Below are 16845 nucleotides of genomic sequence, written 5' to 3'. Positions count from 1 at the left end.
ATAATATTATTTTCTACAGTTTATCCACACCTTAGAGGTATAATCTCTTATGCAAATATCTCACTAATTTTCTTCACTTCTTCTTCTGTTAATGATACGTCCAATGTTCGAAGATTATTCTTAAGCTGTTCAGTTGATTTTGCCCCTGGAATGATTACATCAACCGCAGGCTGCTCTAACAGCCACGCTAGTGCAAAATGCGTTGCATCAAAGCCTTTAGATTCAGCCATTTGCTTTAATTGATCCACCTTTTCTACATTGCGAACAAATACTTCTCCTTGGAAAAGTGGATTATTTTCTTTTCCGCCGCTGATGATCGAATCCTTTGAATACTTCCCGGTTAATAAGCCAGAAGCTAATGGAAAATACGGAATAAAGCTAATATTGTTTTCTACACAATATGGTAAATATATTTCCTCTGCTTGTCTTTTAAATAAAGAATACTCTGCTTGGAATACCTCTAAATAACCATCTTGGTTAAATTCTTTTATTTGTTCAGCATCTAAATTCGAAGCTCCAACTGCAAGAATCTTTCCTTCATCCTTTAATTCTTTTAATGTTCCTGCTACCTCAGCCATAGGAGTAACTCCATCTGGAAAGTGAACATAAAATAAATCAATATAATCTGTTTGCAGACGCTTTAAACTATCTTCTACCGCTTTACGTAAAAATTCTCTGCTATTATCAAGTTCAATTTTGCCATCTACTAATTTATGAGCAGCTTTGCTTGCAAGAACGATATCTTGGCGGTTGCCTCTTTCCTTCAGCACCTCTCCAATTAATTCCTCTGATCTCCCTAATCCGTACACATAAGCTGTATCAAGAAAATCAATCCCAGCATCCAACGCATTTCTTACGACATTTTTTCCTGTTTCATCATTTAAATTTGGAAATAAATTATGACCACCGACAGAGTTTGCACCATATCCTAGCTTCGTAACATGCATAGCCGTTTGACCGATTTGAACTTTACTACTCAAAAGATTCATCCCCTTCATTAGTATATAGACAACTGTTTTCTTTCACTCCTAGTATGCTTTTTTCTTTAATAAGAGTAAAGCAATTCGCTTTGTATTCTATTTTCAAACAAGCTTCATATACTTTTAGGAGAACAAACATTAATGAAAGGACTTCGATTATCTGTGCATGTATTAAAAAGTGGAATCTTTGTTATCATTTTTCTCTTTCTATTTATTACATTATGGTCGATAAGTGGAGTTCAATTGCGACTAAATTTTCCTTTTATTCTTATTCTGGCCGTGCCGTTATGGGTCTATTTCCGACTTCAACGAAAGAACGAAAGAAATTCAGTCATTTTTTCTAAAGAAATTCTGCCCAATCTATTTTTCTTTTATTTGCTGACTGTTGCTTATGTGACTTTAGCTCCTTTTCACTTCACTCCACCAACCATAACGGAAGGAAAAATGAATATTACACCATATGTTCAAATTTTGTATCAATATAAATATAAGCCGCCTTTCTTTTGGATGTTATACACTTTAGGCAACATCATCTTGTTTATTCCCTTTGGTTTTATACTGCCTATGTTATATAAAAAACATTTTCAAGCATTGATCACAATAGGACTTGCTATCCTCTGCTCTCTTTCCATTGAACTAATCCAATTTTTCTTTACTGTTGATCGAACTGCAGATATAGATGATTTCATTCTTAATGTCTTTGGTGCGATAATAGGATATCTTCTCTATCTATTAATGTGGTTATTTTTGCGGAAAATAGATTTAAAATAATCACCAAAAAGGGGCATCAGAAAAAGATTAACTCTTCTTCCGATGTCCCTTTCGTCTTATTAATAAAGCAGAACAAACTATTATTCCTCACCAATAATTCTAACTTCTGTCTCAAGCTCGACGTTAAAGTTTTCTTTTACTGTTTTTTGGACATGTTTTATTAAGGATAGATAGTCATTAGCTGTAGCATCTTCTACGTTCACAATGAACCCTGCGTGTTTCGTCGAAACTTGTGCACCACCTATTTTCGTTCCTTGAAGACCGCTATCTTGAATTAGTTTCCCTGCAAAGTGGTTAGGTGGTCTTTTAAAGACACTCCCGCATGATGGATATTCTAACGGTTGTTTTGATTCACGCAAGAAAGTAAGTTCATCCATTTTCGCCTTAATTTCTGCATACTCTCCTGTTTGCAGAGAAAAAGTTCCTTCTAACGCTACCCAGCCATTTTTTTCAATACTACTAGTACGATAGCCAAGTTCTAATTCCTCTTTTGTTACAGTTTGAATTTCACCTGTTTTCGTTAATACTTTTGCTGATTCCAATACATCAGCAACCTCACCACCGTAAGCTCCCGCATTCATATATAACGCTCCACCGACAGAACCTGGAATTCCACAAGCAAATTCCAATCCAGTTAAGGAATGCTCTAATGCAAATCTAGAGGTTTCGATAATCGCCGCACCACTTTGGGCAATCACTTTATTTCCTGCAAGAGAAATTCCCTCAAGTTTAGTTAAATTAAATACAACTCCACGAATTCCGCCATCTCTAATCAACACATTAGAACCATTTCCTAATATCGTGATTGGCACATTTTGAGTAAGGGCTAATTTATACGCTGACTGTAATTGTTCATATGTTAGCGGAAAAAGTAAAAAATCAGCCTTTCCACCAATTTTAGTGTACGTATATTTATTTAACGCCTCATCCATTTTTACACTTTCTTTAGGCAATATTTCAAGAAATTTTTTTAATAATATATTTTTATTCATTAATCTCAACCTTCTATACATATTTCTGACTACACTATTCTAATAGTATACCAAAATTATAAATAGGTACGACGATAATAAGCAAATTTATGTGAAATGTTACTCAATCCCATTATATGAGAAAACACTTCTCTTCATGCTAAAAATAAGGATAAGACAAGTTTCCATAAAAAAAGCTAAGTAATCTTTTATCTATTACTTAGCAAATGCTACTAATTCTCTTTCCTTTTGGTGTAATAAGTCGTAAGAGAGGCAAGCAGGCTTATTCGTTCTAGGGTCCTTTACGACAACAGCATCTATTTGGAAAACTTCTTTTAGAACCTCTTCTGTCATTACCTCTTCCGCTGTTCCCTCTTTCATCAATTTACCATTTCTCATTGCGATCATATGATCAGAAAATCTTGCTGCATGGTTCAGATCATGAATAACCATCACAATTGTTCGATTTTCTTCTTCATTCAATTTCTTTAACAATTTCAGTACTTCCAATTGATGAGCCATATCCAAATACGTTGTCGGTTCATCTAATAACAGAAGATTTGTTTCCTGCGCAATCGCCATCGCAATCCACGCTCTTTGACGCTGACCACCTGATAATGTATCAACTTCTTGATCCTTCAGCTCTGTTAAACCCGTTACTTCTAATGCCCAATTTATCACTTCTTTATCTTTCTCTCCTAATCGCCCAAATCCTCTTTGATGAGGGGAACGACCATAGGAAACTAAATCATAAATCGTTAATCCATTCGGTGCGTCCGGTGATTGAGGAAGCACTGCCATTCTTTGGGCAATTTTTTTGGTAGGAATTTTGTGTATCATTTCTCCGTCTAGATATATAAACCCTGCCTTTGCTTTATGGATTCGAGCAAGAGTCTTTAATATCGTGGACTTCCCACAGCCATTGGGCCCGATAATGGTTGTGATTTCCCCTTCCTTTACACGTAAATTCAAATCATCAACAATAATTTTATCTTCATATCCAATTTTGAGTTGATCTGTAGACAGTATGTCCATTCTTCTCCCCTCCCTCACTTACTTTCTAGAAGTTTTATTATAAATTCAGAGTCATTTTCTTTTGCTATTTTCCGCGGTTATTTCCTTCTTTATTCGAAGATCAAAGATATATCTATTTCTTTACAAATTACATAATTGATAATGATTTTCATTATTTATTATAATTTGTACTAGGATTTCATTCAAGACTGTTTCACATATTTACAAGAATTTATTTCGTGCACCTTTCTGATTTGATTCACGCAAAAAAAGTCTGCCTTATGGTGCTGCACCATCCGTTCAGACTTTTTTATCATATAGACATTCAAAAATACTGGCTCCAATTAATTGGATTATTTCTTTCCCCTTCTGATTAGCTGTAAGCTGATCTGTTAAAACCGCAATAAAGATCGTTTCATCCTCGTACTCTATGATGGCACAATCGTGTTCCACCTTATCCAATTCTCCCGTTTTATTAGCAATTCTAATACCACTATTCTCTCTGTGGTAATACGGCAGTTTATCAAGAAGTTGTTGATGATCTAAGATTGTCTTCCCACTCTGATTTTTATCGTTATAAATCGACTTTAAACATCGGAGAATATCTTGAGGAGAGGTATAGTTTTCGATTTTTCTTTCTCGCGCTTCTCGATCCATCATTTTTCGCTGCAGAATGGTTGATGACATCCCAATCTGTTGACACCTTCTATTCACATTGTCCATACCAAGTCGCTCAATCAAATAATTGGTTGCCATATTATCCGAAACAATTATCATTAAAGTAAGTAAATCGCGAATCGATAAACGACTTTGCGGAGACATGTATTGAACAATACCCGCTCCCCCTGTTTTTTGGAGGCTATTAACCTTTACTAAATCCTCCAAATCTAATATTCCACTTGAGCTCTGCATAAAGCCTTCAATCAAAACTGGTAATTTAATGAGACTAGCACTTGGAAAAATGTCGTTTTCATTTAGAAGAAAACTCTGCTCCTTCCATTCAATCGCTATCCCTAAATGACCTTCTCCCTCATATTCCTGCACAATTTTATCTATGCGCTTGCTTAATTTCTCCATATTCATCGTGTTATTTCCTAATAAAGGTGACAGGCTACAAAATGGCCATTTTCTCGCTCTTGCCAAGCTGGCTTTTCATTGGCACAAATATCCATCGCATGGGGACAGCGGGTTCGAAAAACACAACCACTTGGCGGGTCAACTGGACTTGGTAATTCTCCTTTTAAGATAATTCTTTCTCTTTTGTCTTCTATATCTGGATCTGGAATAGGAATAGCAGAAAGAAGCGCCTGTGTATATGGATGTAGGGGATTGGAATACAATGCCTTACTGTCTGTTAACTCTACTAAATTCCCTAAGTACATGACACCAATTCGATCACTGATCTGCTTTACCATCGATAAATCATGGGCTATAAATAGATAGGTTAATTGTTTTTCTCTTTGCAGCCTTTTTAATAGATTTACTACTTGTGCTTGCACAGAAACATCTAGTGCGGAGATCGGCTCATCTGCAATGATAAATTCCGGCTCTAAGGCTAATGCTCTCGCAATGCCAATTCTTTGTCTTTGTCCCCCGCTAAATTCATGGGGAAAACGATTGGCATGTTCTCTATTCAGCCCTACACTTTCTAATAACTCATCTATACGAGCATTTTTTTCTTCCTTTGTTCGATAGACTCCATGAATTTCTAAAGGCTCTGCTAGAATCTCGCGAACCGTGGAACGAGGATTTAACGAAGCATAGGGATCCTGAAAAATCATTTGCATTTTTCGTCGAAATGAAAAATTATCCTTTTCAGACATACTTCCCATATTGATATCATTGTATAAAACTTGCCCATTCGATGCCTTATATAATCCCATAATCGTTCTGCCTAATGTCGATTTTCCACAGCCCGATTCACCGACAATACCAAATGTTTCTCCTTTCTTGATAGAAAAGGATACATTGGATACAGCTTGTAATGTCGTATTCTTCTCTAATTCAAAATGCTTCGATACATTTTCTACTTTCAATAGGACCTGCTGTGTCATACCACTCTCTCCTTATTCCCAATATCTTCTTGCTACACATAATTCTTTTTCATAGATTGTATTTTCTAAAGGAATAATTTCGATTGTCTTTCCTGTTTTTGGGGAATGAAGCAATTTATTTTCTCCATAATAAATACCTACATGGTGGATATACCCTTGCCCTTCCTCGTAAGCAAAAAACAATAAATCTCCTGGCTCAATTTCCTCTAAAGGGATTTTTTTCCCTGCCTCTGCTTGCTCACTGGCATCTCTCGGTATCAAATACCCATTTGCTAAGCACATACTGTAACTGAAACCAGAGCAATCATAACCGAACGAACTCATGCCGCCCCATAAATAGTCTAGTTTCAAAAATCGCTCCCCTTGGTTTACTATATCTTTCCCTGTTCCTTTGCGGACATCTTGAAAAGAGGGATAAACGACTACATCCGCTGCTCTAATCCACCCTTCCCCAGAAGGTGTCGACACTTGAACCCATTCTCCTTCTTGTTTTTTTAGCGGGAGTCTCGTTTGAAAGGATAATGGCAATATCACATCTTTATTGCGATTGCATAACTCTGCTGCAAATGCTTCAACCACTGCAATCGGTCCACTTTGTAAAGAATAACCTTCCTTTTTCACCAATTGTTTTTTAGGTATCCATCCCGGGTAGCCAAGCTGATTTTTCCGAGTTGCTTGATTGGGCAATGCTACATATGCCCAGTCGCCTTTTTCATCCAATACATATACCTCTTGCCCATACAATGCTTGAGATTGTACTAAGTTCTCTGTACAAAGCTCTAGTCCTTTTTCATAATCAAGACTCGCAATCCAGCTCTTTATGTCACACGGATTATCAATTGCCCCTGCGTCTATTTCTCTGGCTGAATATTCAGTTGTCCAGAGGGTAGCAACAGGAACATCCACTATTCTCACATCATATTTCGTCATCCCACATTCTCCTTTTCGTGTACAAGAATATGATTTATCCCCAAACCAAATTGCTTAGATAAAATGATGTTTCTTCCGTCATATTGAACACCGCCATCTACTATGTCTCGGGCCAGCATCAGCGGTGCATCAAAATCATAACGAGTTATATTCTTTTTACTTGCTGCAAAATGGGCCGCAGCAGTTATCCCTAATTTAGTTTCAATCATACTTCCGACCATACATTCCATTCCTGAAACTTCAGCTAAATGATTAATAACCTGGGCACGGTAGATACCCCCTGATTTCATTAATTTAATATTAATTAAATCTGCACTGCGTGTTTTCAGCACCTCAAAGGCTTGCTGGGGAGTAAATACAGCCTCATCAGCCATAATTAATGTATCTACTGAATCAGTTACCTTCTTTAAACCTTGTATATCATCCGCTTTAACTGGCTGTTCCACTAATTCGACGTTAAGTCCTAAATCCTCCATTTTTCTTATAGCTACAACTGCCTCTTTCGGACTCCAGCCTTGGTTAGCGTCCAGTCTTAATTTAATTTCACTTCCTACTCTTCTTCTAATCTCTATTATTCTATTAATATCTGTTTGTATTTCATCTTTTCCCACTTTAATCTTTAATACATTAAACCCTTGTTTAACATAGCTCATTGCGTCTTCTCCCATTTCTACCGGGTCATTAACACTAACTGTATAATCTGTTTCCAATGTATTATTATATCCACCCAATAATTGATAAAGCGGCAGCTTACAGTATTGGGAAAAACAGTCATATAGAGCCATATCAATCGCTGCTTTTGCACTCACATTTCCAACCAGTATTTGCTGGATTCCTTGAAGCAATAATTCGAGCTGCAAAATGCTTTTGCTCAATAAATAAGGTTTGAACACTTCATGAATGGATGCTTCGATGCTTTTTAGACTGTCTCCTGTTATTACTAAAGTCGGCGGTGCTTCTCCCCAACCAACAATTCCGTTTTCGCATATAATCTTTACATATACAGACTCTGCAATCGTTACGGTTCGTAATGCTGTCTTAAAAGGTTTAATTAATGGAACTGCGACACGGAATGTTTCGATTTTAGTTATTTTCACTATGTATCATCCTTATTTTTAAAATCTTGTTTTCTGGTGGTGTTATACCAATTAACTTCCTCTCCAGCTTTTACTTCTTCTAATTTATTCCACGCCGCTATCAATCATTAGTACTTTTTCATTCGTATTTATTTCCGCATTAACCCCTAGCGGAATTGATATATGTGGCGAACAATGTCCTATTTTAAATCCCTTCATGGTTGGTTTCCCCGCTTTTTGAATATAGTGGTCAATCACTTCGTCTAACACAAGCGACTTGTCTCTTTTGGGAAGACATTGATGAAAATCACCAATAATAATTCCGGCAGCATCTGTCAGCTTTCCAGCTTGCTGTAATTGATTAAGCATTCGGTCTATTGATCGCGGCTCTTCATTTATATCTTCTATCAGTAGAATTTTTGCTTTAGTATCTATTTCAAAAGAAGTACCGATTGAACTTGTGATAAGAGAAAGGTTTCCTCCTGTTATCTGTCCTGCGGCCTTTCCTTCTACTAAAATATCCAAGTTCGAGTATTCTTCTGTATACATCATTTCCTGCGGTTGAAATAATTGTTTTAATAGAGCTTTCGATAAAGGATGACAGTCTTCCATTCCAATATCCGATGAAAGCATCGGACCATGAAAAGTAACCAATCCTGTTCTATTAAAGATTGCAGTATGCAGAAACGTTATATCACTGTAGCCCCAAAATATCTTCGGATTTTGAGCAATGATGGAATAGTTAATTTGACCTGCTAATCTAGCGGTTCCATATCCTCCACAGGCACAGAAAATCCCCTTTACTTCTTGATCTAAAAACGCATTTTCTAAATCTACTAATCTAGCTTCATCTTCTCCTGCTAAATAACCGTATTGATCGTAAACATGTTGTCCAACCTTTACTTTTAACCCTAATTCCTCTTCTAAATAATGGATACCTTTCTGTAAAGTGTCGGACGATGGCGGACTAGCTGGAGCAATAACGGCAATGGTATCTCCTTTTTTTAAACGTTCCGGCTTTATCACTTTTTATTATCCCTTTCTTTTTTCATTTTTTTAATGTTTTAAGGAAAGAAGGGATGCCTTTTGTTCATCCCTTCTGCTCTCTTCTTATTTTTTATCTGCCCATTTTAATTCAAGGTATCCAACCGGATGACGAACAATTCCCGTCACACTATCGTTTTGTAAATACACATAGTTATAGAAATGAATTGGGAAAATTGGTGCCTCATCCAACAGTAATTTTTCTGCTTTATACATTAATTCAAAGCGTTTTGCTTCATCCGATTCATTTTTAGCCTCTTTAATTAATTGATCATATTCCGCATTTGACCAACCTGTTCTATTCATTGCCAAACCAGATTGGAAGTTTTCAAGAAAGTTAATCGGATCTCCATAGTCTGCAAGGAAAGAGCTTCTGGATAATTGCAGCTTTAAAGCTGTTTGTTCTTGCGTAAAGACGCTTGCTTCCATATTGGCAAGCTTGACGTCTATGCCAAGATTATCCTTAAACATTGCTTGTAAGGCTTCCGCTATTGCTTTATGTGTATCACTTGTACTATAAGTAAGCGTCACTTCTGGCAAAGTTGTATATCCTTCTTCCTTCATTCCTTGTTCAAGCAATTTCTTTGCTGCTTCCACATCTGTCTTTATTAAATCTCCATTCGTTTTACGGAAATCATTCCCGTCATTGTCCAAGTATCCATATGAAACAAAGCCATAGGCAGGCTTCTCTTGATTTTTTGTTACATAATCGACGATTTGCTGTTGATCAACAGCTAAAGCAAAAGCCTTACGAATATTTTTATTTGTGAACGGCTCTTTTGTCACATTAAATCGATAAAAATACGTTCCTGCCTGGTCTTCTACTTTAACCTTTCCTTCACTAAATAACTGCTCACTTAATTCTGCTGGAACATCAGAAACATCCAATTCCCCATTTTGGAACATTTGATATTCTGTATTGGAATCATCCACCATTGCCCAGTGTATTTTATCTAACTTAACCGTATCAGCATCCCAATATTTTTCGTTTTTCTCCATTTCAAAATAGCTGTCATGCTCCCATTTAGTTAATTTAAATGGACCATTTCCTACAAATGAGTCTGCCTCTGAAAACCATTTTGGATTTTCTGTCGCTACCTTTTCATTAATCGGAAAAAATGCAGGATTAGTGATAACATTTAGAAAATAAGCTTGTGGGGCTGTTAAGGTAACTTCAAGCGTCTTTTCATCAACTGCTTTAAGTTTTACATCCTCTGCTGAACCTTCTCCGTTTGCATATGCTTCTCCCCCCTCAATAAAATAACCAAGGAAAGCAGCTGGCGATTTCGTATCTGGATTTAACAATCGTTTCCAAGCAAAGACAAAATCACCTGCAGTAACTGGATCTCCATTAGACCAATTTGCATTCTCTCTTAAATGGAACGTATATACTTTTCCGTCTTCTGACACATCCCATTTTTCAGCTATAGCCGCTTGAGGCTCATGATTGTTATCCAATCGCGTTAAGCCCTCCATTAAATTGTTTAAAGCTGTCCATGAAACACTATCAAAACCAATTGGCGGATCGAAAGAACTAGGCTCTTGTCCATTGTTTAAATTTAATACCTTTTCTTTCGTTTCCCCTGCCGCCTTTTCCTTTCCTGCATCACTATTGGCTGTACAAGCAGCAAGTGAAAAAATTATAATCATAGCCAAAAAACTGATTGCTATCTTTTTCATCATATTCCCCCCACTTCGTTTTCATCTCGTAATCTATAAAATGACTTTTCCTTTAAAGTCAAAAAATAGCTAAAAACTATATTCCGAAGACTTCCAATCTTTAAATCGTGTGCAATACCCGTCTTGCCCGCTCATCCTGCAGCCAGCAATTGACTTGATGTTGAGCACTCAAATTACTTTTTGACGGGTATACTCTTTTGCACACCTCCATTGCATACGGGCACCTTGCCGTAAAAGAGCAGCCTTTTGGCGGAGAAAATAAATCTGGAGGAGTTCCGTCTATTGGCACCAGCTCACCTTCCTGATCCAATCTCGGGACAGAATTTAGCAGACCCTTTGTATATGGATGCTGGGGAGAATAGAAAATATCTCTTCTATTGCCCATCTCCACTATTTTTCCTGCGTACATAACCGCTACACGATCAGCTACTTGAGCAACTACCCCTAAATCATGTGTGATTAGAATAATGGATACTTCTCTTTTTTGTTGAATCTCTCGGAATAAATCCAAAATCTGCGCTTGGATTGTTACATCTAAAGCTGTTGTAGGCTCATCTGCAATTAAAATCTCTGGTTCACAAATCAATGCCATCGCGATCACTATTCGCTGTCTCATCCCTCCGCTAAATTGGTGAGGATATTGTTTCAATCGCATTTCGGGATTAGGGATGCCAACTAATGTAAGCATTTCAATCGCCTTATCTTTTGCTTCTGCTTTGGAAATCTGCTTGTGCTGTTTAATCCCTTCCATAATCTGATCTCCAATCGTCAGCGTAGGATTTAAAGCTGTCATTGGGTCTTGGAAAATCATAGAGATATCGGCACCGCGAATTTTTCTCATGTCTTCATCTTTCAGCTTGGTGAGATCCATCCCTTTATATAAAATAGAGCCATCTGTAATTCTTCCTGGCGGACTCGGAATTAATCGCATAATCGTTTGCGATGTAACACTTTTTCCACAGCCAGATTCTCCAACAATGGCTAAAGTTTCCCCCTTTTGCAACGAAAAATTTACTCCTCTTACCGCTTTTACCTCTCCTCCATAAGACGCAAAAGAAACATGTAGATTACGGATTTCTAGTATTGCCGTCATTATTTTCCACCCCTCAGCTTTGGATCAAGAGCATCCTGGAGTCCATCCCCTAATACATTGAAAGCAAACATCGTAAGCGATATAAATAAGGTTGGAAAAAACAGCCTCCACCAATGACCTGTTAAAATAGCAGATAATCCTTCATCTGCCATAACTCCCCAGCTTGTTAAAGGTGCTTGGATGCCAAGCCCTAAAAAGCTTAAAAACGCTTCTGCAAATATTGCAGAGGGAACTGTTAAAGTCATTTGAACAATTATCGGGCCCATTGTATTTGGAAGAAGGTTTTTTCTAATTATTCTGTAAGTTTTAGCTCCAAAAGTTTTCGATGCTAAAATAAATTCATAGTTTTTTATTTGCAGAACTTGTCCTCTAACTATGCGGGCCATTCCAACCCATCCTGTAATAGACAAGGCAATAATAATAGATCCTAGCCCCGGCCCCATCACAACAGACATTAAAATAACGATTAATAAATATGGGAGTCCATATAGTACTTCTACTATTCTCATCATGACGTGATCCATCTTGCCACCCTTGTATCCCGATAGCCCACCGTAAGCAACTCCTATCAAAAAATCAATGACGGCAGCAGCAATCCCAACAAACAACGATATTCTGGCCCCGTACCAGGTTCTTGAAAAGACGTCTCTGCCAAGACTATCTGTCCCAAACCAATATTCAGAAGAAGGCGGCTGATTTTGATTAATAAGCTTTTGCTCCGAAATCGAATGGGGAGAAATTATCGGTCCAATGATAGACATAATAATTAATAAAATTAAGAAAAAAAATGCTCCCATCGCTAATTTATTCTTCCAAAGATTTCTCCATGCTTCTTGCCAATAGGATAGGCTTGGACGAACAACGGCTTCAGCCTCCCCAAGCTGTCTCTCTATTGGTACAAACCATTCATCAAGAGCAATATCGTCCTTTTTTTCATACATTGTTTCTTGACGTAAGCCCATTGCTAGCCCTCCTTCTTCTGAAGTTTTATTCGCGGATCCAATATGCCATATGCTAAATCAACGAGGAATAGCATGATAATTAAAATGGTACTGTAAAAAATAGTCGTCCCCATAATAACAGGATAATCACGATTATTAATACTATCTACAAAGTATTTCCCCATACCAGGAATCGCAAATATTTTTTCAATCACGAAGGTACCAGTCAAAATACTGGCTGCCAAAGCACCTAATAAAGTTACAACTGGCAAAAGAGCATTGCGCAGTGCGTGTTTGACAATTATTTTGAATGGAGAAAGTCCCTTTGCCCTAGCTGTTTTTATATAATCTTGTGTTAATACTTCTAGCATACTCGTTCTTGTTAACCGAGCAATAATGGCGGTTGGACCTGTCGCAAGTGCTATCGTTGGGAGAATCATATGCTTCCAGCTCGACCATGTCGCTGTCGGGAGTATCTTCCAATGAACCGCAAACTGTTGAATCAACATGGTTGCTAAAACAAAGTTAGGAATAGAAATTCCTATTACCGCTATTGTCATCGCTATATAATCAATGACCCCATTGTGTTTAAGGGAAGCAATCACGCCAAGCGTTATCCCTGAAATAACCGCAACTATTAAGGAAACCATACCAAGCTCAAAGGAAACAGGAAATCCTCTTCCAATCATTTCATTTACTGTTTGCGATGATTTTTTTATCGATATGCCAAAGTCAAAGGTTGCTATTTGTTTTAAATACATACCATATTGAACAATGAGCGGTTTATCTAAATGATATTGCTCCTCTAAATTCTTCTGAATCGCATCATTCGTCGTTCTTTCATCATTAAATGGCGAACCTGGTGTAAAATGCATTAAAAAGAAAGTAATCGTAATAATGACCCATAACGTTACGACCATCGAGAAAAAGCGCTTAACATAATAAGATTTCATCGGTCACACCACCTAACAAAATGTTGTTCTCATCGCAAGTTCAGTCATAACCAGCATAGCTTGATATGCTTCTAAGATGTTTTTTGCTTGAAAACGCACAATTGTAGTACCAGGCTCTATCTCAGTGCCCGGCATTAAATGAGCCCATTCTGCTTGTCCATAGTTCGCAAATTCGATGCGGAGTAATGGACTGGCTGGTGGTACTAAAGGTTTTATTAAATGCTTTTTTTCTAACGCTTCCCTTGTCTTTTCTTTCAGCAATTCTCCAGCTTGGGCAGGAGTTAAACTCATCGCTGCTGATCTTGAAATACTATTTTTCACAATCGCTGTTGTTACATTAGGAATAAGCTGTTCTGCTTCTTGTGCTGCTTGATCGTCCCCTGCTACAAGAATTATTGGAACACCAAAATATCCAGCAACATAAGCATTAAATCCTAATTCTCCAACAACAACGTCATCTATGTACATATTACGGACTCCAAAAATCATGCTATGGGTCATAACACCAGGAACAGAAGCTCGCGCATGATACCCGACAAAGATTGCCCCGTCATAACTAGCATCAAGCCCTTGCACCATTGAATATGGTTTCACATCCCCTGTTATTAACTTTGTTTTGGGATGAAATCTTTCTATTAATAAATTATTCATTTTACTATGGCTGTCATTTACAACCACTTCTTCTATGCCTTGATCAAATAGACTTGTAACAACGTAGTTTGCTTCATCTGTCATCAGGATGCGGCTTCTTTCATAATTTAGCTTATCGGAATCAACCTGTGTGTGATCAATTAACCCTGTTATTCCTTCCATATCAACTGACATATAAATTTTGCCCATTAGAAAAAACCTCCCACATTTTTTGGTCTAACTTATTCGTACAAAATAAAAAAATCCAGCTAACAGAGAAGTAAAATCTCTATCAACTGGATTTTCTCTGCGTATAACAGAAAAAGCAGTTTACACCAATTCTTTTAATAGTTGTTTATATTTAATATGGGCATTCTTAAAAGCAACCATAACTGCTTTTTGAGAAGATCCAAAATAACGATTTTCTACTTCCTTTAAAACGGTGTCTAAATCTAACATCGATTTCCCGACTACAATAGACTTAATGAAGGAAGAGGTTATATTGATAGTGGAAGAACATTCTGCATCAATAATTGTGTGAGAGACTCTATCCACCACTAACGCAATAAAAAAACCATTGTATTGCTGCATAATGGCATTATTAGAGGATGTTTTACTTTCTCCAATAATATATATAGTATTTGCATGATACATGTGATACTCCTCCTATAAACATCTGGATATTGCACGAGATATTTATGAGATCATCATAAACATTCGAAGCAATGCATATGTCGTAAGAAAAGGGCTCTGTCTTGAATAACAGCAAAACTAACAAACTTTTCTCTCTATCATTTTGATTTTGACGAAAAAAGATAGATTTAGATTATATAAAAAATTGTAATACACCACTCTTTTTTACGCAATACATTTTTGAGTATTTTCTAAATATTTTAACAAATAGTGTGAGAAAAAATAACATTTGCAGACACACGAGAAAACTCCCTTACTCTTATCAATATTTCCCTACTAATGGAGAAGATTCTAATTTGATGTATTCTCCATTTTCTGCGACACAAACGGTATTTCTTCCCTCTCTTTTGGATGCATATAGCGCTTCATCCGCCTCGCTAATCAACGGGATAAGAGCTAGACAGTTTTCCTTTATAGCCACGCCAAAGCTCGCAGTAATATTAATTACTATTTCCTTATAATAGAAAGGGGATTCTGCGATTAATCTTCTTAATTTCCTAGAAAGGTCAATGGCTGATTCTGCTTCTTTTCCAAATAGAAAAAGAATAAATTCCTCTCCACCGTATCTGCCAAAAACTCCATTCCCTGGCACCAGAGCTTTACTTAGAGATGCAATATGCTTTAATGCTTCGTCTCCCCCAAAATGTCCATATGTATCATTTATTTTCTTGAAATGATCAATATCAAACAGGATAACGGCTATCTTTCTATGCTTGACAAGCATCTCTTCAGCAAGGGCTGTAACATAAGCACGGTTATATATTTGTGTCAGACTATCTGTGTATGCCAATTTTGTTAAGCTGAGCTGTTCCTTCTTTTGTTCCGTAATATTTGCAAACATAATGGAAGTACCGACAATGGCTGACTCTCCTTTTTTAATCGGAGAAATCTTAACTTGATAATATTCCGTTGCTGATTTATTAGTCCTTTCCACTTCCGATATGACAGAATCCGTATCGATGTTTTTTAACAGTCCAAGAATTGGATCATCCAGCCCTAATACAGCTGCTATATGTTTTCCTCTTTTCACATCAATAAATAATCTAGAAGCTGCCTTATTAAAATCTTTTAGATGATATGTCTGATCTAAAACTAGTACTGCCTCTCCCATACTTTCAAATATATAATCCTTTTCTATTGGCGGGACCAACAAAAACTTCGTAGATATGATAGCATATAAATAAAGTGAACTAGAAAATAGCATCGCAATTGGAACAGGATCTAAGCCGTTTGGAGTAAGTCCTATCAAATAAGAAAAAGACGCGCCAACAGGGACAAGAATTCCTGTCAATAGTATGGCTACTTGTTTTGTTTGCCTAGATTTCTCTTTAAACCAATAAATCGATAGTAATACAAAAGCAATGGCAGACGCTCCGAACGAGTAAGCACCGTGTAGCAAATACCATTGTCCCATCGTAATTTGCATGAGAGGAGTTGCGTTTCGATATTCTAAATATACAGATTGATAGAATAAATGATGATAATCATTTGTCGCAACGAGTAAAAAGGAAAGGGCTGGGATTAAATAATAGAAAAAATACATTTTTTTATTTAAATGCCTATCGTAGCCGATATATTGCAAAACAAGAATTAATGTAGCTGGTGCCGAAAACGGCATACCTAAATACTGAACAGCTGTCCAAAATTTCATTCCTTCTATCGTTGTACTGGCAAGTCCTAATGCATACCCAAATGCATAAATAGCATTAAAGCAGGAAAACCACAAAAATGTCCGCATTCCCTCAAATGCCTGTCTATTCATATACGCAATAATGGCTAATATCACATGCAATGCACCCGACATCGTGATTAAAACAATAAATACCATGACAGTATGATCCATTACTTTTGCTCCTGTATCCTCATCATCTGGCTTTTGTTCATTTAGTTAGTTCCTCTTTTCTTTATGTTCTTCCACCTATTATAAATCTTGTGAAAACCCGTTACTAGATTAAGAAATTAAAAATCGGCTATTTTACAAAATAAATAGCAAGCGATTGCTCCATCTATCAAAT

At 36.9% G+C, this 16845-nt stretch carries 16 protein-coding genes; 1 reads left to right on the top strand and 15 read right to left on the bottom strand.

All coding sequences use genetic code 11. The features are described 5' to 3' along the window. Window positions 1-47: 47 nt before the first annotated feature. Complete coding sequence (locus NST77_RS22500; RefSeq protein WP_235973216.1) at window positions 48-947, bottom strand: aldo/keto reductase; 900 nt, start codon at window positions 945-947, stop codon at window positions 48-50. A gap of 174 nt (window positions 948-1121) precedes the next feature. Between NST77_RS22500 and NST77_RS22495 the strand changes: the two genes are divergently transcribed. After that, on the top strand, window positions 1122-1751 hold the full coding sequence (locus tag NST77_RS22495; protein ID WP_095331103.1) for a VanZ family protein: 630 nt from the start codon (window positions 1122-1124) through the stop codon (window positions 1749-1751). A gap of 80 nt (window positions 1752-1831) precedes the next feature. On the opposite strand, the gene murB is transcribed toward NST77_RS22495, so the two are convergent. The 14 genes from murB to NST77_RS22425 all read right to left on the bottom strand — a co-directional run bounded on the left by murB (window position 1832) and on the right by NST77_RS22425 (window position 16673). Further along, window positions 1832-2743 carry a UDP-N-acetylmuramate dehydrogenase gene (gene murB / locus NST77_RS22490; RefSeq protein ID WP_095331105.1) on the bottom strand — a complete coding sequence of 304 codons (912 nt, stop codon included), beginning with the start codon at window positions 2741-2743 and terminating at the stop codon, window positions 1832-1834. Window positions 2744-2938: 195 nt separating this feature from the next. After that, entirely contained in the window at window positions 2939-3757 is an 819-nt protein-coding gene (locus NST77_RS22485) for an ABC transporter ATP-binding protein (RefSeq protein WP_095331107.1), read from the bottom strand. Window positions 3758-4036: 279 nt separating this feature from the next. Continuing rightward, window positions 4037-4819 carry a serine hydrolase gene (locus tag NST77_RS22480; RefSeq protein WP_095331108.1) on the bottom strand — a complete coding sequence of 261 codons (783 nt, stop codon included), beginning with the start codon at window positions 4817-4819 and terminating at the stop codon, window positions 4037-4039. A gap of 11 nt (window positions 4820-4830) precedes the next feature. Further along, window positions 4831-5790, bottom strand: a complete 960-nt coding sequence (locus tag NST77_RS22475; protein ID WP_095331110.1) for an ABC transporter ATP-binding protein — start codon at window positions 5788-5790, stop codon at window positions 4831-4833. Window positions 5791-5802: 12 nt separating this feature from the next. Then, the gene (locus NST77_RS22470) at window positions 5803-6720 is read right to left on the bottom strand and encodes a C40 family peptidase (protein ID WP_095331111.1); all 918 of its coding nucleotides are present in this window, start codon (window positions 6718-6720) and stop codon (window positions 5803-5805) included. Further along, window positions 6717-7817: a dipeptide epimerase gene (locus tag NST77_RS22465; RefSeq protein WP_095331113.1), complete on the bottom strand. Its 1101-nt coding sequence runs from the start codon at window positions 7815-7817 to the stop codon at window positions 6717-6719. Before NST77_RS22465 ends, NST77_RS22470 begins: the two co-directional genes overlap by 4 nt. 84 nt (window positions 7818-7901) lie before the next feature. Further along, on the bottom strand, window positions 7902-8822 hold the full coding sequence (locus NST77_RS22460; RefSeq protein WP_095331115.1) for a S66 peptidase family protein: 921 nt from the start codon (window positions 8820-8822) through the stop codon (window positions 7902-7904). 84 nt (window positions 8823-8906) lie between these two features. Further along, a complete protein-coding gene (locus tag NST77_RS22455; RefSeq protein WP_095331117.1) occupies window positions 8907-10520 on the bottom strand; it encodes a peptide ABC transporter substrate-binding protein in 1614 nt (537 codons plus the stop codon). Between the two features lie 100 nt (window positions 10521-10620). Next, window positions 10621-11613, bottom strand: a complete 993-nt coding sequence (locus NST77_RS22450) for an ABC transporter ATP-binding protein (protein WP_095331119.1) — start codon at window positions 11611-11613, stop codon at window positions 10621-10623. Next, window positions 11613-12575, bottom strand: coding sequence for an ABC transporter permease (locus NST77_RS22445; protein ID WP_163185700.1), 963 nt, complete (start codon window positions 12573-12575; stop codon window positions 11613-11615). Before NST77_RS22445 ends, NST77_RS22450 begins: the two co-directional genes overlap by 1 nt. 2 nt (window positions 12576-12577) lie before the next feature. After that, window positions 12578-13507 (bottom strand): ABC transporter permease, encoded by a 930-nt coding sequence (locus NST77_RS22440; RefSeq protein WP_095331121.1) that lies wholly within the window; start codon window positions 13505-13507, stop codon window positions 12578-12580. Window positions 13508-13519: 12 nt separating this feature from the next. Then, window positions 13520-14347, bottom strand: coding sequence for a M55 family metallopeptidase (locus NST77_RS22435; RefSeq protein ID WP_095331123.1), 828 nt, complete (start codon window positions 14345-14347; stop codon window positions 13520-13522). Window positions 14348-14467: 120 nt separating this feature from the next. After that, window positions 14468-14791, bottom strand: a complete 324-nt coding sequence (locus NST77_RS22430) for a DUF3870 domain-containing protein (RefSeq protein ID WP_095331125.1) — start codon at window positions 14789-14791, stop codon at window positions 14468-14470. A 301-nt stretch (window positions 14792-15092) separates the two neighbouring features. Next, window positions 15093-16673, bottom strand: coding sequence for a histidine kinase N-terminal 7TM domain-containing diguanylate cyclase (locus NST77_RS22425; RefSeq protein WP_095331127.1), 1581 nt, complete (start codon window positions 16671-16673; stop codon window positions 15093-15095). Between the last annotated feature and the right edge of the window lie 172 nt (window positions 16674-16845).

The sequence above is a fragment of the Niallia sp. FSL W8-0177 genome (assembly GCF_038006285.1).
Lineage (GTDB): Bacteria > Bacillota > Bacilli > Bacillales > Cytobacillaceae > Niallia > Niallia circulans_A.
Note: the sequence above shows the minus strand (reverse complement) of the source record. Positions and strands in the feature narration are given on the sequence as shown.